Source organism: Sphingobacterium sp. JUb56 (assembly GCF_014191365.1).
Classification (GTDB): Bacteria; Bacteroidota; Bacteroidia; order Sphingobacteriales; family Sphingobacteriaceae; genus Sphingobacterium; species Sphingobacterium anhuiense.
This window is the reverse complement of the sequence record NZ_JACHWL010000001.1, coordinates 1729511-1755412: the sequence shown is the minus strand read 5'-3', so window position 1 is coordinate 1755412 and position 25902 is coordinate 1729511. Positions and strand designations below refer to the sequence as shown.

The following is a 25902-nucleotide window of genomic DNA, read 5'->3' as shown; positions in this document are numbered from 1 at the left end:
ATAGGCATTTATCTAAAATAGTCGACAACTTCGTAATTCCCGTCGTGATACTTTTCAAGTAATTCTTTAATATAATATTTATGTTGCACCCCAGTTAATATTACTATTTTCTTTCCTTTATGCTGGTAAGCTGTTCTTATAATATTTATTGCCATTGAATTATTTCTTAAATCCCAGAAATTACACCAAAGTTTATAACCCTCTCGAAATGAAATTCTTTGTCCATCAGGTTTTGTAACGAAACGTTTTGAGAAAATAATTTCAGAGTCAGTGATTTTGGTTAACGAGTGGTGCTGGATGTGCTGACGATCCCTATTTATTGAATCAAATTCAATAGAGTTTAAAGCCTTAAATCCCTTTTTAGAAAATTCTATCAGCGATTTATTTGCATCCACGTATTCTTTATAAATTTTGGTGTTTTCCAAATTCAATAAATTTTTGTTGTAAAGACTATCGATAAGCTTAATCGTTAAATTATCTGTAGGGGTCATTCCATTCGCCCTTCTATAAGCATTTCTTCCTTCGAATTCAAAAGGTAGATTTAATGTCTTAGGATATTTTTCCAAATATTTTATTGATGCATTTTGTTCATTTGAATTTGGCTTTACGTCTTCATGATACGCCGCTATTTGTTCACTATCGTTTTCTTGTAGTAGAATATCAGGTTTTATTTCATCTAAAAGTTCGAAAAGCATTTCAGGATTTAGAATATTCGAACTTTCATGCACTGTACCAATTATATATAATTTAGTCTTATCAGAATTTTGACCAAATAGCGTATTAATTGATAAACTAAATAAAATTAAAAATAGGAATTTCATCTTTTAAGATTTTAGGAATTATATTTACGGCAAACACTCACATATACCATAATGCGTATTAATATTTATCAATAAATATTAAATCTAAATATAACTTTCCATCTTTTATAATTTCTATTGATAATAAGATAGATAAGTTATCTAAATTTCAGGCTGATAAAATGTGTTGGAAGAAAGCAAATTTAGTTCATCTGCTGTTTGGGCACTTAAACTTTGACAAAGTATAAGAATGATAGATATTAATTTTTTCATTTATGGTATATCTAAAGCTAATATTATGGTTTGTCAATATATAAAAAGTTTTATAAATGGACGTTCCACAATATACTCAATCATCCTGAATTTGTAAAGAACGCTACCTATTTGCACACTTCTGAAAACTGTAAATTTGTCAAGAAAGTTTAATCATAATCACATTGGTTTTTTTTGTAAATTAGATGTTGATAAAATAACTTTACCAATTCATAATGGATATATTTATAGAAACTGAACGACTAATTTTAAGAGAGTTAGAATATACAGACCAAAGTGATTTGTTTGAAATGGATTCTGACCCACAAGTTCATTTATATATTGAAAACAGTCCTGTTAAATCTATTGACGAAATAACGAAAGTAATTGCAATGCTAAAAAAGCAATATGCTGAAAATGGGATTGCTCGTTGGGCTGTGGTTGACAAATTAACTAACGAATGTATTGGTTGGGCTGGATTAAAATATTTCAGAGAGCATTTGAATAATCACGTTAATTTCTACGAGCTTGGTTATAGGTTTAAGAGAAAACATTGGGGCAAAGGTTTTGCGACCGAAGCGTCAACTACAATACTTGACTATGGATTTAAAACCCTCAATGTAGACAAAATTTATGCAATAACCGACCCTAAAAACTTAAAATCAAAGAAGGTTTTAACTAAATTAGGCTTTGATTTGCAAAAAACTTTTGATTATGAAGGCGACCTCACAGATTGGTTTGAAATATCAAGAACAAGTTGGTTGAATAAAAGTTAAATCGCTAATAAATATTTTATCAGGTTAAAAAAGGTCTATAGCCAAGTCCAAGAACGTGTAGTTTCTAATCTAAGATAAATGGATATAGGTTTTCATTATTGCTATAATGACTAAAAATCGAAATTTTATAAAGAGTAAAAATAAAGAACAAAAAGATAAAGGTTCTGGAAGGCTACACATTGTATGGCGGATAACAATAATTCTGTACATTGTTGTCATGCTGTACTTTCTATTTACATGTGGTGGCAACGGAGCTGATTGGTTTCCAGGAAAACCTGTATATACGAGATAGCTAAGGTAGAACTTATCCGTTTCGAGCACTTCAAAAGCAAGTTATGCAGGGCATTTTTAAATCAAAAGTTTAGCTTCAATTGATGGTAAGGTATACTCCTAAACAACTCATGATTTTTATTTTATTTGAGCAATATTGATTGTATTTGATTTATCGCTATTCAAAATTAGAAATTATCTTTTTTAATAAAGAAACCTGACCTAAGTGATAATAGCTATGCTCAATAACACCTTCAATATTTCGTAAATAACTTCCATATTTTTCATCAACAAAAGGTTGGTCCAAAAGATTATCAGGTAATTGTTCTACCTGTTCTACAAACTTTTCAGAATTGGTTAAAAAATCATCTACTTGAATTTTCCAGTCCATTTCAGAGTGAATCTCTGGAAGGTCAAAACTATATTTATCACTAATATTAAGTTCTCCACCATTAAAAACATGCAACAGTCCCTTCAAATAATAATTGATATGAAAGGTTATGGCCGCGATAGTATTTAATTCTCCAACTTTTTGAGTTGCTTGCTTCCAATTTAGACTTAGGATCTGTTCTTTAAAATTTGTATTGGCAATCCATTGCCCATTAAGTAGAACCTCACGAAGTCGGTTTGCAATAACTAAGTTTCTTTCCATTAGTATAATTTTATTCAATCAATTTTCCGTCTAAATATTGGGATGACATACTACCCAAATAAAAACATCTTAGTTATTCATCTTATTTTTAATCAACCTAGCAACCTTTTTATTATCATATTTAACTGTTGTCTAACCTGATCATTAGAACATATTTACAGTGAAAAGATGGGTTTTATTTGATTGAGATTGTATTGCTTTTACTGGGATAAATAGAACTCATTAAAAGCAATACAATCGACACTTATCTCTTTTTGTTTTATGATAGCTCTTGAAGCAAAATATAATGATGGACTTATCAATTTAGATTCTTGTCCATACGATTTTATCTTTTCAATATTCCACATTTCTACCAGACCTACTGTCTTCTTATCAAAGAGAGAAGGACCATTAAAATTAAATTTATTATGAAAATACTGGTATGCGAGAGATTTATGCTTATTCCATATCATACCGTGCGTAATTCCAGTTTCATATTCAAAGGTCTCAAGAAAAAATACTATATCCCTATATGATAGAAAATTTAAACTATCCATATTGATGAGTTGTTTCCTAATATTTTCATAAAAATCATAACCCTTTTTTTTCACTTTATTCTTTAACTGACTTTTAGAAATTTCAGACGAAATATCTTGTATAAGTGTTGACTGTGCAGAGGAATACGCACTAAAGAATAATAATATCCAAAATACTAATAGAATCCTTTTACATTTCATTTTACCATTTCTTTAAACATCAATATAAGCTATCCCTTGTAAACATGTGATCATTACATTAGAATTCTATCATTGGTATATTTTAGCTCCTTTAAAATATCGGCAAATGTTGACCAATCTGCTTGGTCAGCATTTTTATTTTGCTTCGTGTTATCATAATATCCCTATATGTCTTCTGCATCCATACTTCGTGCTTCCAGTAAATCAGGTATTGATTTATTTTCCTAACTCTCGTTATTTTCCACAAAGTCCTTTTATAATAAATTAAGGAATTCGACAAAACTTTTTCTATCCGTGACCTTAAAGCTATTAATATCTTCTTTCATATATAGGAGGGCAACTAAAATTTATCTAAATATAACAAATCATTGATATTCAAGACGAACAAAATAAAACTCAATATAACTAAAATTTATAGTAAATAAAAGCTAATATATTTAGCTTTATTATTTATCTTTGGATATTGAATAAGGATGGGCGCGCTAAAAGATAACCGGTTGCTCAACATTCTTGCGTGTTCATCCTGTTCAATATTGATTTAAAGCAGGGGAGAATTCTGTAAGTTCACTTTATAGTAAAGGAATTTAAGATCGAAACTTAGACCTGTTTGAATGAGGTGAAAACGATAAATACTAATTGCTATGAATGTACCATTGACAACCGAGATCTTGAAGGACTTAAAGCATAAGGGATATAATATCCTGAAGTCTGACAATAGTGTGGATGATGTTATTCAGCATTTTGTCCCGACAAAAGTAAACGACTTATGGGCGTTTATGAGTGAATTTAAGGAAGAGTCTGCGACAGTCGTGATCGAGCAGATCCTAGATGTGCCCGAAGAAGTGTTAGAAGGAAAATTCCTAAGGGTTTTCTGATTGATCTATTAATTTTTAAAAACTATACAGATGAATTTAAAGCAAATACACCAAGAATATATACTTAATCATCCTACAGCTGTAAGAACAGGTAAAAGTAGATCACAGCTAACTTTTAGACAGATTGCTGGTATCCGAGAGTCTGCCTTTAGCATTTCTCAGTTATTTACCATAGCTGATGGGGAAGAGATTATTAGACAAGGTTTTGCTCGTTGGCCAGATGTAATAGCAGGAGAGTTGGAACTGCTCAAGAAGAGAATGGTTGATTAACATGTATAATGAGAGAGTTTTCGTCTTCAGTAGAAACTTTTCATTATGTAGAATAATGACATTTTCTTAAGAAAAAGACTAACAAAGTTGGGGAGGCTTATCTGAATTTTCTAATCTATATATATTGGTTAATTTTTACATTATTTTTTAATCAGTGTGGAAACTTTAGGCATCATATTTGTGTCGTCAGGTCGTGCAAACAGTTGAGGGACAATTTCCCAGTGTTTTGTACGACTATAATATAACCATTTATACCAATGTACATTTAAATATATAAATCAACCACAAAAATGATGAAGAGAAGTAGCCGGACCATGCTTTGCCTTATGGCAGGTATTGTTGTATTAGCATCCTGTAAAAAGGAACTTGTAGAAACATTGAAAGATAATCAGAACCAGCTCAGTTCTATAAGATCTTCTGAAGTTTTAAATTTTTCTACCGCAGAATTAAAGAATTATTTCGATCATGCCAGGAGTCAAGATGCGAGTGGAGTTAAAAAGTTGAAAGCCTCTTCTTCTGGGGGACCTGAAGGTTTTAGTTCTTTGGGAGCACTGGCAAGCACTGATCCCAACGCGCAGATGCTTGTTTCCGTGATCGATGATAATTACATGGAAGATGTACTGAATGGCAACGGCGAAATTGTTGTCAGCGATGTGCTTTATAAAGTGACACCTTATGGAACGTTCTTTGCCGGTAAAAACAATACCGACAACCTCAATAAAATGTACGCGTCAATTGCCTCTGCCTATCCCATTACAACAGATGATGACTCTTATAAACGTCTCGATCTTACTGCTTTCATGGATACGAATGCAGATTTAGGTCTTGGTGATGAGGTAGTTTTTTTAAAGGATAATATCGGCTTTATTCCAACTTTTGTCGATGATAAATCACTTAATTTACCTACAAGACCAAATAGATTAGAAGGTTTCATGGAAGATGAAGCCGATACAGGTCGTCCCACTCGTGAAAGCCGCCCTGATGACGGCACTACACGACCTAGCCGTTCCGGTGATGGAACGGATGGTACTACACGTCCAAGCCGTGGTGGCGATGGAACAGGTGGCACACGTCCTCCCCGTGAAGGTGGTGGTACTACCGTAACGAATGGTCCTCGTCCAAGTCGCGGCGGTGACGGTACACCACGTCCACCTCGTAACGCAGGAACACCGGTCACATCGAGTAATGAGCTTGATCCTGCTATGTTTGAGAACCTAGTGGCCCGCCAGATGAATAATCCTGAAGGAAAAATATTGAAAACAATATTTGAAAACAGTACAGAATACAATTATTTTGACGATAGTGATTATAGAACCAGTGTTTTACTATACAACCGAAATTATGGCTTTGCAAGAAGTGTCGGAATAAAAGTAAAACAGCAAAAAGCGGGTGGATTTTTTCAACTCGGAATCTGGGGTAAGGTCAATGCCGAAGAAATCGTTGCCGGTTGGACTGCGGTAGAATTTGAGACATTAGATCTTATTCCTCCTATGAGCTTAACTTCAGATGCTTGGCGCAGTTTTACCGATCCTACCTGGAATAAGCCCGATTATATTCCTGTATATAAAGCCGGTGATATCTTTCAGATTCTAGTTCCCTATGATATTCCTAATATCTTTCCGATTGGTCCCGATAATATTGCGGGAGAATTCAAGATTAATGAAAAGACAATTAAGCCTCTTTTGAAACTAGGGTGGGATGCACTTAAGAAAAAACTAGAAACCCCTGGGGGTGGCAAAGTGAAGACTATCAATGTTAAAGATGGGACTATTGAAGAAGTCGCGCTGGTAGATCTGGACAAAGCAACTTTAGGCTTGATCTATAAAAAGGTAGAAACAGCAGGAGCAGATGGTAAAGTTAAATGTGTTTTGATGCCATATGCAGCTAAAGAATATAATCAGGATAAAATCGAGAAAGAGTTTGCGTTTGCTATTCAGGACTTTGAAATTAAGGTATCAACAGATTTTACGAACATAAAATTCGATCCTAAAACACTTGATAATCTTAAGAAATCGATAAAAAATGGCTTTAAATTTACCAGAGCTGATGTATTTGGAGCTTCAAAAAGAAATGGAGCATGGCGTGGCGTTCGTGTTTATACCAAGTAAGAGCAGCGCTGTAAATGATTTACTTACTGCTTTATTAAATAAATACTTTGCTCATTAGCAGGACATTTTATTCGTCAAGGCGTTTAAACAACTATTAAGTATTATTCATAGCATCATGATGCATATGCCTTACTTTTAGCGAGTCACGGGAACACAGATTCCCGTGACTTTTTTATTTGACCTGCTTAAGTCAAAGGACAATCCGCTAACCCAGCCACTCGCTGCATTTGAAGAGCATATTGGTGTACCACTTTTGGTCTTTCCATCACTCATAATCACCATTCGGCAATGTCTACTTGAGAACAACCTTTATAAACTATGAAACGACTACGAACCATATCAATAAGTTAATCCGTTTTTTGGAAGAAAAGACGGACAATTTGAAAGCAATTAATAGTAAAATTTGATTATGAAAAAATGCGTATTAATAATAAACCCGATTTTATCAACAGGAGTGATAGCTAACGTTGCATTGCCATTTATGGTGATAAAACAACCATAAATAACTAACAAAAAAATTAAAACTAATAGGGGTTTAGCTTATGATCAGGAAGTAATTTTAAGAAAAAACAGGAGTATAATAGATAGCGCTCTCATAATGCAGATAATTTTATGTTTTAATGTATCATTATTCCCGAAAAGTGATATTTTCCGCACCTTAATTCCTTTGTGGAGCATTCATTATCAAGTACCTTCGTATAGTAAATTTTATAAGTTATGGAAACAAAAGAAACAGGAGCTGCTTGGCAGTACAAGACTGAAGAAGAAAAGCAATTAGCAGCGCACATCATAGGCTTAGAAGAAGCTGCACTTGAAAAATGGTTCAAAGGTGATACATCAGGTTACGCACAACTTTGGTCTAAACGAAGCTTTACCTATTTTGATGCCGTGGAGACCAAGCGTTTGGAAGACTTTGAATCAATGGAAGATCTTTTCCAGAGAGTTGAAGGCAAATTATCAGCCAACAGTTATGAAGTTTGTAGCCCACGTGTACAAATCGGTGTGGATATGGCAGTTTTGACCTATCAGCTCTTTGCAAAGTCAAACCTGCTAGATATGGAATACAACTGCATCGAGGTTTTTCAGAAAGAAGAAGATGGAAATTGGTATGCCATCCATTCCACCTGGTCAATTATCCGTCCGATGGAAAAGGACTTTAGTAAATTGAAAGATATTGTTTAGTGAGCTGCAGACCATTAAATATTTTCATTCCATAAACTATTTGTTAAACTTATATTTGTTTCAGTAGTTTATGGAATCTATCTTGTTTGATTTTCAACGATCGTTAACTTTTAAATATTGATCTGAATATATTATGAAAAACATTCATAGATACAATTTCTTCAAGAAAAAATATGGGGTGCATTTGCTCGCGGATGTTGTCGCGATTTCAGAATTCAGACAATATATTCAGAAAAACCCAACGCATAGGCTGACCTATTTTGATCTTACATTCATAACCGAGGGGGTTGAATACATTACCATTAATCAAAACAAATTACTTGTCCAAACTGGGGATGTGGTCTGTTCAACTCCTGGAGATGTTTGGACCTGGGAAAAAAATACAACTTTAGAAGGATTTGCATTGGTATTTGAAGAAGATTTTTTTCAATCTTTTTTCATCAACAAGTTGTTTCTGAATGATCTGAGCTTTCTAAAAGCTGATCGCTTATCTCCGCTCATAAGCCTCAAAGCTGATTTGTTTGCTGAAATTCTGGAATCTTTACAAAAGATCAGAAATGAACTAAAAGTAAAAGATAGAAGCGAACATGTCATCAGGGCGCTCGTCTATTTAATTTTGGCTCAACTAAACCATGTGGAGAACGGGCAAGATAAATCGGATGTTGCTGCCTTACCTGACAATCAAAATAACAGACACCTGCAGGCATTTGTAAAGCTTGTTGAAGAGCATTATCTTAAGGTACATGATGTTCAGTTTTATGCTGACGAGCTTTTTATATCAGCCAATTACCTCAATAAGATTGTGCGGGAGCTACTGGGCACAACTTCTAAAAAGTATATCGCTCACAAGATAGCCCAGGAAGCGAAAAATTTGCTCGTTTTTACGGACCTGTCAATTTCGGAGATCAGTGATCAGCTGAATTTCGAATCGCCAAGCTATTTCACACGGTTTTTTAAAAAATCAGTAGGCTTAAGACCAAAGGAATATCGCATTGAAAATAAGTCTGCTACAAATACTTAATTTATGGATATAGAAACCTTTAGAAAATATTGCCTTTCCTTTGATGGTGCTATGGAAAAGCTTCCTTTTGAAAAAGCAACCTCACAATACGATAAGGACCTGCTTGTGTTTTATGTGGCAGATAAATGGTTTTGCTTCGTCAACATCGAAAAGTTTGATTTCTGCGATCTAAAATGCGACCCGGAAGAGTCGAAAGATCTGCAGGAAAAATATCAGGGCATCAAGCCGGGATACCATATGAATAAGAAGCATTGGATCAGCGCCTATTTTAACGGTGATGTCCCCGATTCAGTCATCAAGGAACTTGTCCGAAAGTCATATGATTTGATTGTTAATAGTTTGCCCCTTAAAGTGCAACAGTCATTAAAAGATGATAAGTAAATTTAAACTATGGATATCGAAGCGTTCCGGGAATTCTGCCTGTCATTTCCCGATACACATGAAGGCATGCCCTTTCAGGGATTTTTCAAAAATTCAAGGTCTATCCTTGTATTTTATATTGGAAAGAAAATGTTCTGCTTTTTTGACATCGATAAATTTGATTACTGCACGTTGAAATGTGATCCCGAAGCTGTGCAGAAACTTAGGCAACACGAGGGTATCCAAAAACCTTTTAATCTGAGTGAGAAATATTGGATCAATGTCGCATTAAATGGCCAGGTGTCCGAGGAAATGGTACAAGATCTCGTTAAAAAATCTTATACGCTGGTTGCAGCAGGTATTTCAAAGAAAAGCACATAAAATTAGCGAACCGTATGTCAGTAATATGGAATTTATGGCATGGATGCATCAAGATCAGCGAAGGCTGTAAAAACTGCTATGTCTTCCGGCGGGATTCATTATACGGAATTGATAGCAAACAGGTATATAAGACCAAAAATTTTGATTTGCCCCTGAAAAGGAAAAGAGACAGAAGTTACAAAATTCCCTCTGGCGAACATGTTTGGACCTGCTTCACTTCGGATTTCTTTATAGAAGAAGCGGACAAATGGCGTGACGATGCCTGGAGCATGATAAGCCAACGTCAAGACTTGACTTTTTCGATGGCTACAAAACGGATAGATAGGGTAGAGCAGTGTCTGCCGGATGATTGGGGTACAGGTTATGATAACGTAACGATCTTATGCTCCGTTGAGAACCAAAAACAGGCAGAGCTTCGGCTTCCAGCCTTTAGAAAACTTCCCTTTAAACAAAAGTCGATTATCTGCGAACCCCTTATAGGACCAATAGATCTGTCAGAACTTTTAGAAGGGGACTGGATTGATAAAGTGATCGTGGGTGGGGAATCCGGGGATAAATCCCGTGTATGCAATTATGATTGGGTCATGGAGATCAGAAAAGCCTGTGTTCAGAATAATGTTTCCTTTCTATTTAAGCAGACGGGTACATTGTTTTTAAGAGATGGCAAAGAATATAAGATTGAGAGAAAACACCAGTCCTGGCAAGCTCGAAAAGCTGGGATCAACTTTCACGATCATGTCAAATAAACTTTGTTTTGTAAAAAACCTTCTCTTCATATTTAACACCATGATGAAAACCTTTCCATTTTTTGATGTTGTATTAAGTGCTTTCCAGCCAGCCTAATACCCTGTGTTTCATTTCTTCAATGTTTAAAACTCCATAGGCAAAACCTTTTCTGATAAGCTCCTCTTGCAGGATATCGACATATTTATCAAATACCGGAGCCTCTTTGGGATAAAGGAATGTCATCGGGTCTTTTTCTTTTTTATTTCTTCCTCCACTATACGGTAAAAATCATGTTCAGTCACGTTCATGGTGAATTGCATGTAGTAAGGAAGTTTCGAGTAGAACCCTTTAAGACCCATTAAAGAAAAAAATATCACGAAAAATCTTTCTTAGCGTAGGTGATAGAAACGGTATCCCTTTGCTAGGCAAAAGACATAGTGGACAATAAGGCCTCCGTTACTTTTAGGAATGTAACGTGGAGGAGTGAGGGAAGCACCCAAAAGAGCTCGCTCATGCTAATGGAAGGGTTTTCCTACATGATTTCATAAATTATTAACGCAATAAGGACATATAAAAAGAAAAAAGAATTATATTGTTTATCTGTATTCTCATGAATACTGGCCTGTAAGAATAATTAATTTCGGCATGCCACCGACCGAAATGTAATTGTATTTTTATAGAACTGACGACAATGACAGGAAAGATGAATAAAGAATAAAAATATGACACATAGATATTGGGGAAATGTTGAAGCAGATTGGGCTGGATTTTCGTCCGACATAACTTTCTCAAATCCTTTTTTTGACACCCAAAACGTTGAAGTTTTTTTGGGAGATGAATATGATGAAGATGGAGAAGAAATTGATGAACTACCGAGCGAAAAACAGCTGACAGAATTTGAAGAAACTTATCAAAATTTTATAACGGATATTGAGACGAATATCAAAAGTATTCAAGACAAAGCCTATGAAAGATATTTAAAATTATATGCACATTTCTATGAAAATTCTGAAAAATCAGGTGAACCAGCATTGAATATTGACAGCGCCGATAAACATAATGGCCATATTAAAGAGATTATGTATTTGAGAGTTTTGGATGAAAAGACAATTAAAGTATCTATTCGTTACAAATTGGATTCAGAACATGGACTTGAATTTAAGTTTGTAGGTGGACAAATAACAGATATTGGTGGAATTGCAGAAACATAACGATAAAAAATTCCACTAATAAGGGTTTTGCATCAGGCTGGATGAAGTGCAAATTCAACAGTAGTTTTTCAATTGAATTTTAGTAATACAGATCTGTGTTTCGATTTTCGGAAAATCGTCTATCCCCGAAACACTGACTTTGGAGATACAGCATGATGAGCTTTGGACGAAGGACTAGACTGATGGAAAAACCAAAAGCATCATCTCCAGAAGACAGAGCTAAAATTTAAATAAAATGAGTAACATACCATTTTAGACAATAGACTGGTTATTAATTGAATACATAGGAGAGTCAGCAGCATTTTGCCGGACAATTCAATTTGTAAGAATTTATAATACGGTTGGTGGAATATTCAAATGGATATTTAGCACACCATTGGTGTCTAATATGACACATTGTTTAGAAGGCGAATTCAAACAGGAGAGAAAATTAAATTAACCTTAGCTGTAACCATAGAACTGATGACGACCATGAAAAATAATGTAATTTTAGTAATACTTGCCATCTTTTTGAATTCTTGCAATTATGCGCAAGAGCTAAAAGTAAATTCAGAAATTCAAGATTTTTTTGATGTGAAAGGAAATGTAAAAGAAATTACTACCACTAAAAAAATTTTTACAACAATGGGCGAAAGAAAATATGAGAGTAAAACTACTTTCAATAAAGTAGGAGAACCCATTGAAACTATTGATTATGATGAAAACGGAAATGTGGAAAGTAAAAAACCCTGGACAAAAGCTAATGAAAATGATTTCAAAGGATGGGAAGTAAAAGAGGTATTTGACGTACAAAAAAGGTTAATAAAAAGGACAAAATACAATAATGGGAAAATTTCATTTGAAAACTATTACAAATATGATTTAAATGGAAATAAAATTGAAGATTTTGAGAAAATAAATAATGAGAAAACAGAATTCAAATACATAAACAATCTTTTATCCGAAGAAATAACTTTCATTATTAATAAAGCGGAAGGCAGCAAATTTTATTGGTACTGTAAAAAGAAGTTTTATTATGATGAGAAATCAAATTTAACAGAAATGGTGGTCTATTATTATCCTGATGACAAAATAATGAAAGGAAAATACAATTATAAATATGATAGCAAAGGAAGTTTAATAGAAACAATAGCATATGTTGAAAATAAAATTTCGGAAAAATCGACAAGGAAAATAGTTTATTACTAAAAATACCTACAGCTAACAAGGGTTTTTAGCCACTTTAAAAGAGAACACAAAAACAAAATTTAAAGAAATCTATGGATAAAAAAGCCAAAAACATATTGTTCAAAACGTATTGGAAAAATGGTTGGATTGATGCTAATGAAATACAAATAGGTGCTGCTGACTTTGAGTATGCAAAATCAAAAGGTTTGATGTTTGAACCTTTGACCATTTCTCATGACCAATGTTTGGACAAGATTTTTGAGATACTTCCAACAATTTCAATCGACAAAGTTTCAACAGCATTTTTAAGTAGTCTTTCTAATAGGCGTTTAGATTGGCGTTCCAGTTTGGCTTCCTATTTTATAGCGAAACAATTGGTTCCTCATCAATATACAAAAGCAGTAAGTGGACAAAGTTTTGGAGAAAATGGAGAAGTAACACACGAGAGTTATACTTGTGGAATTTGCAGAGATTTAAAATATGGTATTATAGGAGACAAGGATTATATCAATGAGGACTTAAATGTATTGAATTTTGAACGAATAAAATGGGGCGGAATTAGACACGGAAACCTTATTTACACTTTGTTCGACCTTCAACAACTACAAATAGCAGAAATCCCGGAACCTTCTACTGAAGATGTTGAGATTTTTAAAAATATATTATCGATTATCAAAAATTCTCAACCGAACGATTATCCAAGTGCATTAGAAAAAAACTTATCTACTGTTTTGAAATCAACGAAAGATGAGCGAAAAATATTAATTGAAATTTTAGCTTGTATTAACATTCTTAAACCAACCTCCTACGACAGACCGAGTAGAGGCAAGCACGATTGGACTTTTGTTGAATACTGGCGTGGAGAAGACAAATATAATGAAGAAGCTCTGAATACATATTTTGGAAAATATATGATGTAAAAAAGCGAACTAACAACGTTGAATTAAGAATTTCGTAACTGAAATGTTTATCTTATATTTTTTGTAAACTTGAACTTTAGTGCTTCATAGCAAAGAAAACATCATGAAAACTCAGAACAACATGTGCGGTCAGCTGATCTGAAAAAATAAGATATACTTATAAGAAAATCAAAGCGTTATGAAATTTCAGACGCTTTTTTTATTTAAATGTGTAACATTTTCTTTTTCTTATGCTCTAAATCCTAAAAACAGCAATGCAGGTTTTAAATTTCGAAGAGATATACCACGAGTACTGGAAGAGAATATTTCGTCTTTGTATGGGTTATGTGAATGATCATGATGCGGCAAAAGATCTTTGTCAGGAAACATTTGTGGCTGTTTTTCAGCAATTGCCAAAATTCAGGCAGGAAGCATCAATTGGAACCTGGATTTATAGAATTGCTACCAATATCTGCTTAAGACAGATGAATATCGACAAGAGAATGCCAAAAAGCGAGCTCCCTGTTGAGATCAAAGATAATTCGGAAAAAGATAAGAAACTGGAACAAGATAAAATGACCGATTTTCTTTATCAATGCATCTCAGAATTACCTGAATTGGAAAGGATCATCATCTCTCTGGAACTGGAAGAAATGAAACAGGCTGAAATTGCTGAAGTCGTAGGGATTTCGCCTGCCAATGTCAGAGTCAAAATACACAGAATCAAAGAAAAATTAACCAAAAAATTTAAGAATTATGCAAACCGATAACATCAATTTCCGAGATATTTGGAACAATAAAAATGCAGATATTCCTAATATTCAGCAAATAAAAACTACTGCAGAAAAATACAGAAAAAAACAATTGAGCGGAACAGTTTTAATGATGCTTTGTTTTTTGGCAACAGCATTCGGAATGATTTTCATTTGGAATGTCATTAATTTCAAAATGTTTACAACCAGTTTAGGAATTATATTAATACTTATTGCGCTGGCTCTCTTCATTTATTTATCTTATCAAAACGTCAACGTGATCAGGACAATAAATCCATCGATCAGCAATCAGGAATACCTTTCTTCTCTAAAAAAACTACAGCGTCAGCAGCTTTATATGCAGACGAAAGGGATTAGTATCTATTACATTTTGCTTTGTGCTGGCTTTGCCTTTTATTTTTATGAATTTGCTTTATTCATGTCAACAACGTTTGCGTTTTTAGCTTATGGATCAACTTTCTTATGGTTGGCAATCGCATGGTTTTTCCTGAGACCCAGACAGATCAGAAAGCAGAACCAAAAGATATCAAAGATTATCGATTCTCTGGAAACTATTGAAAAAGATTTAGGAGAATAAATGTATTCAATTAATACCTATCAATAGTAATTTCCGATCATGCAAGTAATGGAAAAATGTACAGTCTGCGAGAGAAACGAACTCGAACTATACTATATGCATAGAAAATAAGCTTTACCTTTGGCACATTTAGATTATCAAATTTATGATTTTAGAAAAATTATTTAAGGAATTTGATGTTGATACGAGCTTATTTACTTCAAAAGAAGCAGAATTATTTGATAATTCTTTTGAAAAAATACTTGTCAAACGCAACGGCTTCTTAATTCGGGAGGGGGAGTTAGAAAAGTACAGTTATTTTATTTTTGATGGAATTGCACGCTGCTGGACATTAAATGATAAAGGCGAAGAACAAACTTTTTGGTTTTGTAAAGAAGGAACATTTTCCATGTCGAATATATCATTTACCTTAAAAAAGAAATCGGACTTCAACGTACAAACTCTTGTAGATAGTATAATTTATAGAATCGACAAAGATAGCGTAATCCAAATTTATGAAGTAATTCCCCACTTAAAAGCAATTTTTGATGATATGACGGCTATATTGTTAAGTAGAATCTTAAAAAGAAATATTGACTTGATTAAATATTCACCTGAGCAGTATTATTTACTGTTGATGGCTCAATATGGTAGTGTGTTAAATTTTATACCACTAAAAGATATTGCATCTTATCTTGGAATAACTCCACAAGCCCTAAGCAGAATACGCAAGCGTGTATTTTAACTTGAGTTCAGTAGTCAGTGTGATAAAACCCGGTTGCTCAATATTCTTGCTTGTTCATCCTGTTCAATAATTGGATTAAAGCAGGAGAGGGTTCTGTAAATTCACTCAGTCCCGATTGACCGAATTTTTACCCTTGCTATTCAAAGGGAAGAATGAAACAGGGGAGGATCAGGTATTTTTCGGTCAACTTCGATCTTTTCATCTGTTTTCCTCCTATTTAGAATTAGTAATTCATCTCCAAATTCTATACTATTAAAATGTCAAAATTTTTTGGAGGAGGTAAGAGGTCAATCTTTTTGAGGGGGTAAAACGATAGGGAATATGCTAATGTTGCTTTCGGACAAAGACAATATAATCTGTGCTGACCGGCTCAAGACCATTCTTTCTCATTTCTGTTGCTATTTGAGCTCTATGATAGGTTCCGTGATTAAAGGTATGTAGCAATATCTCTTCAATGGAGTTTACAAATTTATCATTTTTAGTGTTTTTATATTGAATGCTATGTTTGTCATAATCGTTGTGTTTTTTGATCTTTTCACCTAAGCCAGCTGAAGCCAAATTATGGTATTGTTCGCATTCCATAATACTATGTTCATCCCAAACGCCTAGGTAAGGTTTTTCACCATTTAATCTACTTAACCAGATTATTTGTGCATTAACAATATGACTCATTAGTCGTAAACAGGAGGGAGGAATTATGCTTCCTTGAGATTTTATTGTACTGATGACAGATTTATTGGCCCAGTCATTATATAACCATAAATGTTCAATCGGATTTGACATTGTAAATAAATTACTTTGATTTAAATATACGCAATAATTTCTCTAAGAATTCATTTTGTGAACGGACTTCTTATTTACTTTGGGGAGTGATTACTTTAAAAAAGATGGATAGCTTATCATTTTATTATAAATGTGTTATCAAGCCTAGTTGAGTAGGTGTCGCGATGAGCATTTCTTAATAGTCACCTAGATTGTAGTGGAAGCATTGTTCCTATGGAAGAGCAAGCACTATTGGTCATTGACGATGCACTTGCCAATATAGATGAGGGGCAGCTTTTAGGAGAAGTATTTATAGAAATAGATCATTTAGAAGAATTGGAGGATAAAATCCCGTTTTACGGCAAGCAGTATAAGTTTATCTCCAATCCAGAATATTATGTTTTTTCATTCGATCCAAAGCGGGTCTTAATACGCAATTATGCCTTACGTACAGGCAATCATCTTCTGTATTTAGCTTATATTGGCGTAAATTATCCCACTCATATCATCGATGAGATGCGAGGTCTTGAAGATCTAACCCGTTCCCTGATCTGCCTAGATCAAAAAGAGGCAAGGGAATGGTTTAACAAACATGATGTTACTATGGTACAATCTGATATCTCGATATATGACAAGGATGCTATTTTAACCTTTTTTTTACTTGAAACGGATCAACAAATAACGATTCCTTTAGACGAGAAAGATGAGCTGGTTTATAACTTGATGGACATAGAAAAACTACTGCAACTCCGTGATCTATTCTGGATAGATCCAAGAATAAATTAAAGGTTCATTAGTTCAATATTTATTTGTTAATGGTTGCGATGGAGTAAATGACAGACGATGAGGATTATGTTTATAACCAAAAGTTCAATAAAATATCATTTTGCTTATTGCAGAGTCATTTATTGTGGCAACGGAGAGTCCATATTAAGAAAAGTGAAAGTCTAATAAAAAAGAAGTAATATTGTTAGGTCACCAGCTTGAATTAGGCTTTATTCTTTATAGGGGAAGAACAGCAGTATTTCATCTTTAGCCGTCATAATATGGACAATTCAAAATATAGGAAAGTACTTTTTCGACAAGAAAACAAAGAAACTGACTTGACGAATGAATATCGCCAAAAATTGAAAAATTTATTTCCGGAATTTTTGAGTTCAGACGTTGAAAAAGTGTTAGCTATAATGCCATTGGCAGGACCAATTTATGGTGATCCATATGAACAACGATCTAAAGTTAAAAATGGTATACATGGAAAATTAACAGACATTCAATTGACGACAGGTGAAGTCATTTGTTTAATTTCAAGAATTTATTTTGCGGAACCAAGTGTAGAACTTGAAAATGAACTGACCGAAACGCAGAAACAAATCCTAAATTGCATATACTCGAGACATCACAATGGATACATTAGAGAAGAGCGGCTAAAACACTTATTTGGTTCTGACCACGAATGGGTTATATTTTTTAAATTGCAATTACTTGGAGAATATGTTATTGAAATACTTTTTGAACTTGATAAGCATATAAATGGCAGCAATATTAATCAGTATAAACAGTTGATATTTAATAATATAAAATATTGGGAACAAACAAAAAGTAGAGTTACAAGTTATTGGAACGAGTATTACAGATATCCAAATTACAAAAAAATAGAGGACTATATCGGTTACAAAATAATGAAAAGGATAACCTAAACACATGATCAATAAAAGAGTGATTTTTTTCTTCCAGTGCAGATTCTTCAAGAGCTCAGTTACAGGAATAAGGTTATGATGTATTGGTTAAGTTTAATATGAAGCCAGATGCAATGAATTACTTTAATCAAGTTGGTGTAATCCATAGAACAGCAGCAATGGCATGCGATTGAGCAGGTAGGGGAAGTTTTCTGTGGAAATCAGAATAAGTAGTAATGAATTTAAGTATACAGTCTAATACACATATATTTAATAATTGGATTAATAGCTTTAAAGTAATTAAGTAATGTTTAATTTTTGGAAATTTTATAAAGGACTATTTAATAGGGATGACCATTTCGATAATTATTGGGATAAGTTCCCTGAGGGGGAAAATTTACAGTTTAAAAAAGAAACACTTTCTTTACTGAAAAACAATGTTGCAGATAAAGATGAAAAGGGATTAGCTAATACCTTCGCAGTTCTTTGTAGTGATGGAGCAGACAGCGATTATACAGATATTTTGCTACAACTTTTAGATGAGAAATGGCACATTTCTGAAGAGGACATTATAACCGTTCTTGAATTAATTAAAGACCCTAAAAGTGTGAACAAATTATATGAAGTTGCTCTTGATGTTCCTGATTACGATGAAATGAGAGCTATAGCAAAAAAATGTATATGGGCATTTAGTGCAATTAATACACCTGAAGCAGTTCAAAAGTTAAAGTTGTTAACACAAGTTGATGACCCAATTATAAAGGAAAATGCAATATTTGAACTTGAAGTGGTTCTCAAAAAGAAATAACTGTTAAGGTAATTATGAGTTGGAGTAAATAACAAAAAAGTTTTGACAATATGCTTGACGGCAGGTATTGCACTACAAAAAACTGAATGACGACAAAAAAGGCATATGAAGTATTGGCATCTTTGCCAGTTTATGGACCAATGTATGTGTCAGTAACAGAAAATGGAGAACCATTTTATTCCGAAGGTTTTCCTGTTCGTTTCTATAAAAATGACGGCACAGAATGGGTAGCGAACTTTCAACCAGGTTGGACAGACTTTGCAGAAATTATAGAACTAGAAAAAACTCAAAACTTGTTAGTAATTGCTCGTGGCGCGTGTTACATAATGAATCCCAACGACACAAAACCTATCGACGTTTTCGGAGTTGGCTATTGTAATATTTTTAAAGCAAGTAAAAATAGATATGTATTTCAGGACCAGATCGACCTGACAATTTTTGAGCAAGATGGAACACATTGGAATACAGAACCAATTTCGTGTGATGGATTAAAAGAAATTAAAGTTGAAAATAATTTAGTATCGGGATTAGCGTTTTATCCAATGAATGATGCTGACGAATGGATTGAGTTTCAGTATGAACTTGACTCAAAAACTTTGACGGGTGGAAGTTTTATTCATTTTGAGAACAAAAAACCTTGGTGGAAAATATGGTAACAGAAAAGTTTGCATACCCCTGTTGTGGCTACAAGACATTTATAGAAAGATCCAATGGTTTAATAAAATAAATGCTAATATATTTAGTTTTTGTTTGTATCTTTATTACTGTTAACCAATTGATAAACAGTAATGAGTGTAGATTCAAGACGTTTTAAGCCGCCTAAGAAGAATGATGAGCTTTTGAAAGCCATTTTTGAGGATAATTTTCCTGATTTTTTGCGGTTTATGTATCCAGATGCCGATGCTACCTTTGATCTCGGGCGTGGATTGACTTTTATGGATAAAGAACTGTTGGAGATCATTCCCTATCGTGAGCGTAAGAAAGGGAAGCGAGTAGCAGATCTTCTGGTCAAGGTTTATTTAAAAGACGGAAGCGAGAAGTGGATTTTAGTGAATACGGAAATTGAAGGCGGACATGATTCCGATTTCTCACATCGTATCTTTCAGTATTTTTACAGACTACTAGATCGTTACCGTGTTCCTGTGGAGACCATTGCTGTTTTTACTGGAGGACGTTCGCAGCCATGTACTGATGAATACCATTTTGCCGTTTTCCGTACGTCGTTACGCTTTCAGTATTTGAGTTATCAAATTTTTGATCATGACGAATCAGAGCTACTCGATATGGACAATATATTTGCGTATATTGTTTTGGCATGCCAGAAAGCTTTAGATGAAGATAAGATTCCAGAGCAGGAGCTCGCCGAGCAGCGTAGTACAATCGCTCGAAGGCTCATCGAGACGAATAAGTATAGTAAAGATCGTATAATGAGCTTTTTAGTTTTTTTAAAGAGTTTTCTTTTTATACGAGATAAAGAAATAAATAGTAACTTTGATCAATACATTTATCAAGTGACAGGAGGCACAATTCAAATGGGTGTAATAGAAACAATCAAACGACAAGAAAGAGAAAAAGGAATCCAAGCTGGAATCGAAAAAGGAATTCAGTCAGGAATTGAAAAAGGAATTGAAAAAGGCAAGCGAGAAGAATCTATTGCCATTGCTTTAGAATTCAAGAAAATGGGCTTGCCTATTGCAGATATTGCAAAAGGTACAGGTCTTACCATTGAAGAGATCGAAAAACTGAAATAAAACTCAGATCATATAAAAAACGTATACAGCCATTCTGTGAAGAATGGCTGTGTACGTTTAATACCATCCTTATGGCTTCCCGTATTTTTTAATCAAAGTGATTCTTTATTTTCGGGCTTTTAAAACAGTATACATCATACACCATGATCGTTACCAGTACCAATATCATCGAGGATAGAGAAGTCCTGCGTTATTTTGATCCCATATCAGCAACAGTCGTTATAGGAGCAAACCGTTGGTGTTAATAAACATCAAAAGGGCCTAATTCTCATTAGACCCTTTATCTTGGCGTTTAACTGCACAGTAAGTTTTATGTTTCCTATCGTTTCCTCTTTTTTGTTTCGTCATCCAAATTGTTTTCAAGCAATTGGATTTATTTACTGTACTACGTCATTTATCGTTTTACACTTTCATGCTGAAAGTATGTTTGTTATCGCTTTGTATAATAAGAACACCTGTCGAATAGAATAGTTCAAAAAAGTTTAAAATAATTTCACCTATTCATTTCCTTCATTCACCGAATTTTTAGTTGGTTTAGTCTAATTGTCATAGGGTAGGGACGATTTACACCCTACTTTTGAATCAACAAATAAGAACTAACAAACTATAAAATAAAGACATTATGAAAACTTTAGCAAAAACATTCGCAGCAGCAGCCTTGATCGCAGTCTCTACTTTCACTATGGCAGCAGGCAAACCTGAGGTATCAAACCCTAAAAAAGCGGTTGTCAATTTATCTACAGCAGATCTAGCCATTGATCATTACGTTGCGGTTATGACAGCAGGTCAATCGGCAGGAGTGGAGCAGTTGTTTACAACAGACTTCAGCCAAAAAGTACAGGCATCAGAAGATAAGACTAATAGCCGTTCAGAAGTCATATCCTTTTTGAAAAAGCAAAAAGGTGAGCAGTTGAATTGTAAAACCAGCACCTCTATCATACAGGAGTCAGCAGACTATATGATCGCCAAAGTAATGATGCAGTTTGAAGGTTTTACCAAAACCGATCTCGTGACTTTAGTCAATGACGGTGGTAACTGGAAAGTATCCCAATCGATCAATTCGTACAAGTAATATACTGTTTAATCATATGTTTAGTTAAGGCCATGTCGTAAGATGTGGTTTTTCTTTTTTCTGTTGTATTTCTAAAGACTGATTCAAGTTTCACTAGCCGACAACAAACGACTACTGTCGACAACAAACGTTTAATAACCGTCTAATAATTTTAGTTTTTCTGATGTTTGCTTAGCAACATTAATTATTTAAGCAGATCCTAAAATTATGAAAAATCACGTTCAACCCGTTTTTATTGATCCGACCACCGATGAGGGCTTCAAACGGTTATTCGGAGACAAGATCAACCTGATCAACTTTCTTAACATCATCTTTCGAGGTCGAAAGACCATTGTTGATCTGACGTATCGAGATACAGAGCGTATCGGTGTAACCGAAGAAATCGGCAAAGTTATCTTTGATCTTGTAGTTCAGATCAGTACAGGCGAAGAGATCATCATTGAGATGCAGACGAGCAGCCAGTCTAATCTAAAGCAACGCATGCTTTATTATGCCAGCAAGGTTATTTCAGATACGGCTCCCAAAGGAAACCGTAAAGCCTGGGGCTATGCCATTCCCGAGGTTTATACCATTGTCCTGATGGATGGTTTTCATATGCCAGGAGGTGATCATAAAACCTATTTCCACGATACTTGTCTGTGTAATAGAGATTCAGGGCAAATTTTTTACGAGGGTTTGGGGTTTATCTATTTAGAAATTATTAACTTTGTTAAAAGCGAAGCTGAGGTTGAAGACGAACTGGATAAAGTATTCTTTATGCTCAAAAATATGTCTACGTTAAAGACCTTGCCACGGATCATGAAATCGGCGGTATTTCAACGATTCTTTCAATTGGCCAGCTACGCAAAATTGACAAAGGAGGAACGAACTATGTATGATATTAGTTTAAAACGAAAATGGGATGCCGAAGCAGTGCGGATGTATCAACAGGAACAAGTTGAAGGACTAGAAAAGCAATTGGGAGGACTAGAAAAACAATTGAAAGAGGCTAAGAAAGCTGCAATAGAGGCTAAACAAGTTGCAATTGAAGCTAAAGCTGAAGGCCAACACCAAAAAGCTATTGAAACAGCTTTGAATTTGAAAGAGATGGGGCTGTCTACTCATCAGATTGCTAAAGCTACAGGCCTTACCATCGACAAGATCGAAAAACTGAAATAAATTTCAGATCATATAAAAAACGTATACAGCCATTCTGTTAAGAATGGCTGTATACGTTTAATACCATCCTTATGGCTTCCCGTATTTTTTAATCAAATTGATCAGTACAAAAATCCCATTTCAGCAACAGCTGTCATTGGAGCCGATGCTTTGAGTGCAATTCGGTTTCAGCTTTCTTGCATTTGCTTCGCAGATTCCTTCGGGATTCTTCAGTGGGCGATCCCGCAATTGTGAGAACAAAAACAGCAGCTTAATAAGAGCGTAGTAGAGACTTTAAAGCAAAATGCACATATTGCTATCGGGCAGATGCCGAAATAGGCTTCAGCGTCAATATTGATGAGCTCTTGGGTAAAGGAACACCAATCATTTAAGATCACTGCTATCGATACACCCGTATTGCTCAATGAAATTAAACATATACAAGTCAAAACTGAGGATATTATCTTACTCTTTGTTTTACACTCGATTTAAAAATAGATATCTTCATTGGTAAGTTTCGAAATTTCGGACAAGAGGAGAACCGAAGGTAGGGTACAGCTGTTATAGTAAAAATCCCAATGATGTAGTAGAATAAACTATGAATCGACTATTAATTTTATTTTTAACATTTTTTGTTCTAACTGGTTGTTCTGAGAAAAATTCGAATGACGCACTTGAAACTTTTAGATATTGGTCAGGAACACAACCATCGACAGATTTAAAACTACTAAAAGGACAGTATTGGCAATCTGGAAATTGGTCAAATGAATACATAATGTATTTAAAGTTTAAACCGACTGAAAAGTGGTGGACTGAATTTATAAAACAAAACAATATTTTGGTAGACAAGGAGGATTGGGCTATACCTGATGATGCACCAACGTGGTTTATTCCATCTACCAATTCTATAAGATTTGGTGGCGGAGGCAACTTCGACCAAGGTTCAAGATATCTGCGTGACACTATCACGGGAATTTGCCTAATTTATGAAATTCAACTGTAAAATAGATTATACAATATTTAGAAGGTAATTTACAAAAAAATATTTCATCTAGATTTTCAAATAAAAACTGGAGACTGTAACGCGAACTGTGTCAACGAATAATTTGAAAAATCTTTTATATTTAATTACTCATATGACAAAATCACTCAACACATTTAATCTTTTGATTATTGCAAATACTTAACTAGCGGGCGATCCAATTTGAGTAGTTTTGAAGGTTTTTCACTTTGAATGTCCACTCTATTTCTAAAGTTATTTCCAAAGATATTCATCAGAGTTTTTGTTTTACTTGTCGTCTGCTTTGTTTTCAAAAGCTTGAATTTCTTTAATAAGCAGATTTAATTCTTTCATATAAGTATATGGGGCAGGTTTTAGTTTTTAAAACACTTTAATAACAATCCAATAGATCCCATTTTAGATAGCTAGTTATTTACTGTCAATATGTAACGAAATTAAATTTTATCTATCTTCATTGGATGTTTTTGAATTGGTCATTATATGTTTTTACGTGATGTGGAAATTCTTCTTCAAAAAATGGATATGATATACCACAAATTATAATTTCAAAAATGTCACTGTCCATTCCTTCAATATTTGTTACTTGCCCTTTAATTTCAATTCCATTTGGATTGACCACTGTCAAATTAGGAATGTTCGCTGTTCCAATCAATTTGTCTTCTGGATAGTCAGTAATGATTACAATATTGTTATTCACGCAATAAGTTTTTAAAAAGTCATAGCCTGAATCAATATGGTCAAACATTACGCGACCAAAAACAACACCCATTGGTGCATCTGCTTTTTCAAGTTCAGTCGCACCTATTTTTTTGTTGTCAAGAATTATGTCGTAAAGTTTTATTGTCATAGGTCGCGTGTTTACTAAAATTCTATGCTTTTATTGCCTTTTAATAATTTTAACAATCCAGTATAATACACAAAATATCAAAGCAATAGCAAATAAAGCTAAGCTAAAGTACAACGCGAACTTAATTAAACCATGTAAGTCATTCCAAGGAATTTTACCAGTGATTATTGAAATAATAATAAATCCAATAAGGAGTCTTAAATACAGTTTTAAAAAAGATACTAAACTGGATTCACGTTTCATATTACATAGGTTAATATCATGGCAATTGAAGAGGATGTTTTAATGATCATTTTTTTAATAACTTTCCAATGATGACACCCGATATTAAAGTGGGAATAAAGCCGTAGAAGAATGGTTTAGCGTAATATTCAATGACAGCTTCCAAAATCGGTTCCTATTATTATCAGTGCGTATTTTTAATCTCTTCGTTTTCTATTTTCTTTAATAACCTGAAATAGATAATGTTGTCATTTCCACCATCCAGCGTCATCATTAAATTTCCTTTTTTTAAATTTTCATTGATATCAATAGCAAATAAATTTACTCCCCATAACTCTTTGTAGTTTTTATCCTCTTTATTATCAACAGTTAAAAATTGTCCTTCCAGTTTGTAGTTAGGAGTCTTGTCGACAGGTAAATTACTGAATATTTCTTTAAGCTCTTTCACAGAGTAATTGCTATCCTTATCAGACATCATTGAATAAATCTTTCCATTTTCATAAAATGCAAACCATTGATATTTTTGTGGCCAAGGGTTTGTTAGATTCATTTTTTCCTCATCAGGAATTTCGACTTTTTTCCAAAAACCAATTAATTCAGAAAGTTTTGGTGGACCGCCAAATTCAGATTCTTTTTCTTGACCTACTGCTGTAGCAAATGAAAAAAATAAGAATAGAATTAGTATATTATTTTTAATTTGTGACGGTAATGATTTTGCCATAATGTTTTATTTTACGCTCACTTATTTTATGATCAGGTTCTTACTTTTTTAACGTAAGGTTAGCCTTTATTCTCTTTGTTAACCTCTACTTTTGTTTCACAGTCGACAACAATTATATTCACCAACACATTATTCATTAATTTGG

The 25902-nt window shown here is 33.9% G+C and carries 31 protein-coding genes; 24 read left to right on the top strand and 7 right to left on the bottom strand.

Annotation, left to right across the window (positions count from 1 at the left end):
- Positions 1–8: 8 nt before the first annotated feature.
- The gene (locus tag FHR29_RS07345; RefSeq protein WP_183913479.1) at positions 9–821 is read right to left on the bottom strand and encodes a hypothetical protein; all 813 of its coding nucleotides are present in this window, start codon (positions 819–821) and stop codon (positions 9–11) included.
- A gap of 467 nt (positions 822–1288) precedes the next feature.
- On the opposite strand from FHR29_RS07345, the gene FHR29_RS07340 reads away from it, so the two are divergent.
- Positions 1289–1828 (top strand): GNAT family N-acetyltransferase, encoded by a 540-nt coding sequence (locus FHR29_RS07340; protein WP_183913477.1) that lies wholly within the window; start codon positions 1289–1291, stop codon positions 1826–1828.
- Positions 1829–2276: 448 nt separating this feature from the next.
- Here FHR29_RS07340 and FHR29_RS07335 read toward each other — a convergent pair whose 3' ends face one another.
- Complete coding sequence (locus FHR29_RS07335) at positions 2277–2750, bottom strand: DUF1572 domain-containing protein (RefSeq protein WP_183913475.1); 474 nt, start codon at positions 2748–2750, stop codon at positions 2277–2279.
- Between the two features lie 200 nt (positions 2751–2950).
- Positions 2951–3466, bottom strand: a complete 516-nt coding sequence (locus FHR29_RS07330; RefSeq protein ID WP_183913474.1) for a hypothetical protein — start codon at positions 3464–3466, stop codon at positions 2951–2953.
- Positions 3467–4107: 641 nt separating this feature from the next.
- Between FHR29_RS07330 and FHR29_RS07325 the strand changes: the two genes are divergently transcribed.
- The 8 genes from FHR29_RS07325 to FHR29_RS07290 all read left to right on the top strand — a co-directional run bounded on the left by FHR29_RS07325 (position 4108) and on the right by FHR29_RS07290 (position 10409).
- On the top strand, positions 4108–4341 hold the full coding sequence (locus FHR29_RS07325) for a hypothetical protein (RefSeq protein ID WP_168126463.1): 234 nt from the start codon (positions 4108–4110) through the stop codon (positions 4339–4341).
- 30 nt (positions 4342–4371) lie between these two features.
- Positions 4372–4611, top strand: a complete 240-nt coding sequence (locus FHR29_RS07320; RefSeq protein WP_183913472.1) for a hypothetical protein — start codon at positions 4372–4374, stop codon at positions 4609–4611.
- A gap of 290 nt (positions 4612–4901) precedes the next feature.
- Complete coding sequence (locus FHR29_RS07315) at positions 4902–6719, top strand: hypothetical protein (protein WP_183913470.1); 1818 nt, start codon at positions 4902–4904, stop codon at positions 6717–6719.
- 717 nt (positions 6720–7436) lie between these two features.
- Complete coding sequence (locus FHR29_RS07310) at positions 7437–7901, top strand: nuclear transport factor 2 family protein (RefSeq protein WP_183913468.1); 465 nt, start codon at positions 7437–7439, stop codon at positions 7899–7901.
- Between the two features lie 133 nt (positions 7902–8034).
- Positions 8035–8922, top strand: a complete 888-nt coding sequence (locus tag FHR29_RS07305; RefSeq protein WP_183913466.1) for an AraC family transcriptional regulator — start codon at positions 8035–8037, stop codon at positions 8920–8922.
- A gap of 3 nt (positions 8923–8925) precedes the next feature.
- A complete protein-coding gene (locus tag FHR29_RS07300) occupies positions 8926–9303 on the top strand; it encodes an MmcQ/YjbR family DNA-binding protein (protein WP_183913464.1) in 378 nt (125 codons plus the stop codon).
- Between the two features lie 9 nt (positions 9304–9312).
- Positions 9313–9663 carry an MmcQ/YjbR family DNA-binding protein gene (locus tag FHR29_RS07295; RefSeq protein WP_183913462.1) on the top strand — a complete coding sequence of 117 codons (351 nt, stop codon included), beginning with the start codon at positions 9313–9315 and terminating at the stop codon, positions 9661–9663.
- A 14-nt stretch (positions 9664–9677) separates the two neighbouring features.
- Entirely contained in the window at positions 9678–10409 is a 732-nt protein-coding gene (locus FHR29_RS07290; protein WP_183913460.1) for a DUF5131 family protein, read from the top strand.
- Between the two features lie 73 nt (positions 10410–10482).
- Here the strand turns inward: FHR29_RS07290 and FHR29_RS07285 are convergent, their stop codons facing one another.
- The gene (locus FHR29_RS07285) at positions 10483–10632 is read right to left on the bottom strand and encodes a hypothetical protein (RefSeq protein WP_183913458.1); all 150 of its coding nucleotides are present in this window, start codon (positions 10630–10632) and stop codon (positions 10483–10485) included.
- Positions 10633–11111: 479 nt separating this feature from the next.
- On the opposite strand from FHR29_RS07285, the gene FHR29_RS07280 reads away from it, so the two are divergent.
- The 7 genes from FHR29_RS07280 (at position 11112) to FHR29_RS26840 (ending at position 16048) form a co-directional block, all read left to right on the top strand.
- Positions 11112–11600, top strand: a complete 489-nt coding sequence (locus FHR29_RS07280) for a DUF6985 domain-containing protein (RefSeq protein WP_183913456.1) — start codon at positions 11112–11114, stop codon at positions 11598–11600.
- 471 nt (positions 11601–12071) lie between these two features.
- Positions 12072–12788 carry a hypothetical protein gene (locus FHR29_RS07275; RefSeq protein ID WP_183913454.1) on the top strand — a complete coding sequence of 239 codons (717 nt, stop codon included), beginning with the start codon at positions 12072–12074 and terminating at the stop codon, positions 12786–12788.
- A gap of 71 nt (positions 12789–12859) precedes the next feature.
- Positions 12860–13687: a hypothetical protein gene (locus FHR29_RS07270; RefSeq protein WP_183913452.1), complete on the top strand. Its 828-nt coding sequence runs from the start codon at positions 12860–12862 to the stop codon at positions 13685–13687.
- Positions 13688–13941: 254 nt separating this feature from the next.
- Positions 13942–14436 carry an RNA polymerase sigma factor gene (locus tag FHR29_RS07265; RefSeq protein WP_183913450.1) on the top strand — a complete coding sequence of 165 codons (495 nt, stop codon included), beginning with the start codon at positions 13942–13944 and terminating at the stop codon, positions 14434–14436.
- On the top strand, positions 14423–15016 hold the full coding sequence (locus FHR29_RS07260; protein WP_183913448.1) for a hypothetical protein: 594 nt from the start codon (positions 14423–14425) through the stop codon (positions 15014–15016). The genes FHR29_RS07265 and FHR29_RS07260 overlap by 14 nt, the downstream gene beginning before the upstream one ends.
- Before the next feature lie 145 nt (positions 15017–15161).
- Positions 15162–15740 (top strand): Crp/Fnr family transcriptional regulator, encoded by a 579-nt coding sequence (locus tag FHR29_RS07255; protein WP_183913446.1) that lies wholly within the window; start codon positions 15162–15164, stop codon positions 15738–15740.
- Positions 15741–15973: 233 nt separating this feature from the next.
- Positions 15974–16048 carry a stage V sporulation protein M gene (locus FHR29_RS26840; RefSeq protein ID WP_183916576.1) on the top strand — a complete coding sequence of 25 codons (75 nt, stop codon included), beginning with the start codon at positions 15974–15976 and terminating at the stop codon, positions 16046–16048.
- A 16-nt stretch (positions 16049–16064) separates the two neighbouring features.
- Here the strand turns inward: FHR29_RS26840 and FHR29_RS07245 are convergent, their stop codons facing one another.
- On the bottom strand, positions 16065–16523 hold the full coding sequence (locus FHR29_RS07245) for a DinB family protein (RefSeq protein WP_132767920.1): 459 nt from the start codon (positions 16521–16523) through the stop codon (positions 16065–16067).
- Between the two features lie 213 nt (positions 16524–16736).
- Here FHR29_RS07245 and FHR29_RS07240 point away from each other — a divergent pair, with 213 nt between their 5' ends.
- The 8 genes from FHR29_RS07240 (at position 16737) to FHR29_RS07205 (ending at position 23949) form a co-directional block, all read left to right on the top strand.
- On the top strand, positions 16737–17288 hold the full coding sequence (locus tag FHR29_RS07240; protein WP_183913444.1) for a hypothetical protein: 552 nt from the start codon (positions 16737–16739) through the stop codon (positions 17286–17288).
- A 260-nt stretch (positions 17289–17548) separates the two neighbouring features.
- Complete coding sequence (locus FHR29_RS07235) at positions 17549–18199, top strand: hypothetical protein (RefSeq protein ID WP_183913442.1); 651 nt, start codon at positions 17549–17551, stop codon at positions 18197–18199.
- 286 nt (positions 18200–18485) lie between these two features.
- Positions 18486–18986, top strand: coding sequence for a HEAT repeat domain-containing protein (locus FHR29_RS07230; RefSeq protein ID WP_183913440.1), 501 nt, complete (start codon positions 18486–18488; stop codon positions 18984–18986).
- An 86-nt stretch (positions 18987–19072) separates the two neighbouring features.
- Positions 19073–19642: a hypothetical protein gene (locus FHR29_RS07225; RefSeq protein ID WP_183913437.1), complete on the top strand. Its 570-nt coding sequence runs from the start codon at positions 19073–19075 to the stop codon at positions 19640–19642.
- 132 nt (positions 19643–19774) lie between these two features.
- Positions 19775–20737 carry a hypothetical protein gene (locus FHR29_RS07220; RefSeq protein ID WP_183913435.1) on the top strand — a complete coding sequence of 321 codons (963 nt, stop codon included), beginning with the start codon at positions 19775–19777 and terminating at the stop codon, positions 20735–20737.
- A 622-nt stretch (positions 20738–21359) separates the two neighbouring features.
- Entirely contained in the window at positions 21360–21809 is a 450-nt protein-coding gene (locus tag FHR29_RS07215; RefSeq protein WP_183913433.1) for a nuclear transport factor 2 family protein, read from the top strand.
- 207 nt (positions 21810–22016) lie between these two features.
- Positions 22017–22967, top strand: a complete 951-nt coding sequence (locus tag FHR29_RS07210; protein WP_183913431.1) for an Rpn family recombination-promoting nuclease/putative transposase — start codon at positions 22017–22019, stop codon at positions 22965–22967.
- 577 nt (positions 22968–23544) lie between these two features.
- Positions 23545–23949, top strand: a complete 405-nt coding sequence (locus tag FHR29_RS07205) for a hypothetical protein (RefSeq protein WP_183913429.1) — start codon at positions 23545–23547, stop codon at positions 23947–23949.
- 469 nt (positions 23950–24418) lie between these two features.
- Here the strand turns inward: FHR29_RS07205 and FHR29_RS07200 are convergent, their stop codons facing one another.
- Both FHR29_RS07200 and FHR29_RS07195 read right to left on the bottom strand, forming a co-directional pair.
- Positions 24419–24814 (bottom strand): hypothetical protein, encoded by a 396-nt coding sequence (locus FHR29_RS07200; protein ID WP_183913427.1) that lies wholly within the window; start codon positions 24812–24814, stop codon positions 24419–24421.
- Between the two features lie 406 nt (positions 24815–25220).
- Positions 25221–25757: a hypothetical protein gene (locus tag FHR29_RS07195; RefSeq protein WP_183913425.1), complete on the bottom strand. Its 537-nt coding sequence runs from the start codon at positions 25755–25757 to the stop codon at positions 25221–25223.
- Positions 25758–25902: the final 145 nt, after the last annotated feature.

Excerpts from the sequence above, each read along its gene's own strand:
- FHR29_RS07345 (WP_183913479.1), bottom strand. The coding sequence starts at position 821 with ATGAAATTCCTATTTTTAATTTTATTTAGTTTATCAATTAATACGCTA.
- FHR29_RS07340 (WP_183913477.1), top strand. The coding sequence starts at position 1,289 with ATGGATATATTTATAGAAACTGAACGACTAATTTTAAGAGAGTTAGAA.
- FHR29_RS07335 (WP_183913475.1), bottom strand. The coding sequence starts at position 2,750 with ATGGAAAGAAACTTAGTTATTGCAAACCGACTTCGTGAGGTTCTACTT.
- FHR29_RS07330 (WP_183913474.1), bottom strand. The coding sequence starts at position 3,466 with ATGAAATGTAAAAGGATTCTATTAGTATTTTGGATATTATTATTCTTT.
- FHR29_RS07325 (WP_168126463.1), top strand. The coding sequence starts at position 4,108 with ATGAATGTACCATTGACAACCGAGATCTTGAAGGACTTAAAGCATAAG.
- FHR29_RS07320 (WP_183913472.1), top strand. The coding sequence starts at position 4,372 with ATGAATTTAAAGCAAATACACCAAGAATATATACTTAATCATCCTACA.
- FHR29_RS07315 (WP_183913470.1), top strand. The coding sequence starts at position 4,902 with ATGATGAAGAGAAGTAGCCGGACCATGCTTTGCCTTATGGCAGGTATT.
- FHR29_RS07310 (WP_183913468.1), top strand. The coding sequence starts at position 7,437 with ATGGAAACAAAAGAAACAGGAGCTGCTTGGCAGTACAAGACTGAAGAA.
- FHR29_RS07305 (WP_183913466.1), top strand. The coding sequence starts at position 8,035 with ATGAAAAACATTCATAGATACAATTTCTTCAAGAAAAAATATGGGGTG.
- FHR29_RS07300 (WP_183913464.1), top strand. The coding sequence starts at position 8,926 with ATGGATATAGAAACCTTTAGAAAATATTGCCTTTCCTTTGATGGTGCT.
- FHR29_RS07295 (WP_183913462.1), top strand. The coding sequence starts at position 9,313 with ATGGATATCGAAGCGTTCCGGGAATTCTGCCTGTCATTTCCCGATACA.
- FHR29_RS07290 (WP_183913460.1), top strand. The coding sequence starts at position 9,678 with ATGTCAGTAATATGGAATTTATGGCATGGATGCATCAAGATCAGCGAA.
- FHR29_RS07285 (WP_183913458.1), bottom strand. The coding sequence starts at position 10,632 with ATGACATTCCTTTATCCCAAAGAGGCTCCGGTATTTGATAAATATGTC.
- FHR29_RS07280 (WP_183913456.1), top strand. The coding sequence starts at position 11,112 with ATGACACATAGATATTGGGGAAATGTTGAAGCAGATTGGGCTGGATTT.
- FHR29_RS07275 (WP_183913454.1), top strand. The coding sequence starts at position 12,072 with ATGAAAAATAATGTAATTTTAGTAATACTTGCCATCTTTTTGAATTCT.
- FHR29_RS07270 (WP_183913452.1), top strand. The coding sequence starts at position 12,860 with ATGGATAAAAAAGCCAAAAACATATTGTTCAAAACGTATTGGAAAAAT.
- FHR29_RS07265 (WP_183913450.1), top strand. The coding sequence starts at position 13,942 with ATGCAGGTTTTAAATTTCGAAGAGATATACCACGAGTACTGGAAGAGA.
- FHR29_RS07260 (WP_183913448.1), top strand. The coding sequence starts at position 14,423 with ATGCAAACCGATAACATCAATTTCCGAGATATTTGGAACAATAAAAAT.
- FHR29_RS07255 (WP_183913446.1), top strand. The coding sequence starts at position 15,162 with ATGATTTTAGAAAAATTATTTAAGGAATTTGATGTTGATACGAGCTTA.
- FHR29_RS07245 (WP_132767920.1), bottom strand. The coding sequence starts at position 16,523 with ATGTCAAATCCGATTGAACATTTATGGTTATATAATGACTGGGCCAAT.
- FHR29_RS07240 (WP_183913444.1), top strand. The coding sequence starts at position 16,737 with ATGGAAGAGCAAGCACTATTGGTCATTGACGATGCACTTGCCAATATA.
- FHR29_RS07235 (WP_183913442.1), top strand. The coding sequence starts at position 17,549 with ATGGACAATTCAAAATATAGGAAAGTACTTTTTCGACAAGAAAACAAA.
- FHR29_RS07230 (WP_183913440.1), top strand. The coding sequence starts at position 18,486 with ATGTTTAATTTTTGGAAATTTTATAAAGGACTATTTAATAGGGATGAC.
- FHR29_RS07225 (WP_183913437.1), top strand. The coding sequence starts at position 19,073 with ATGACGACAAAAAAGGCATATGAAGTATTGGCATCTTTGCCAGTTTAT.
- FHR29_RS07220 (WP_183913435.1), top strand. The coding sequence starts at position 19,775 with ATGAGTGTAGATTCAAGACGTTTTAAGCCGCCTAAGAAGAATGATGAG.
- FHR29_RS07215 (WP_183913433.1), top strand. The coding sequence starts at position 21,360 with ATGAAAACTTTAGCAAAAACATTCGCAGCAGCAGCCTTGATCGCAGTC.
- FHR29_RS07210 (WP_183913431.1), top strand. The coding sequence starts at position 22,017 with ATGAAAAATCACGTTCAACCCGTTTTTATTGATCCGACCACCGATGAG.
- FHR29_RS07205 (WP_183913429.1), top strand. The coding sequence starts at position 23,545 with ATGAATCGACTATTAATTTTATTTTTAACATTTTTTGTTCTAACTGGT.
- FHR29_RS07200 (WP_183913427.1), bottom strand. The coding sequence starts at position 24,814 with ATGACAATAAAACTTTACGACATAATTCTTGACAACAAAAAAATAGGT.
- FHR29_RS07195 (WP_183913425.1), bottom strand. The coding sequence starts at position 25,757 with ATGGCAAAATCATTACCGTCACAAATTAAAAATAATATACTAATTCTA.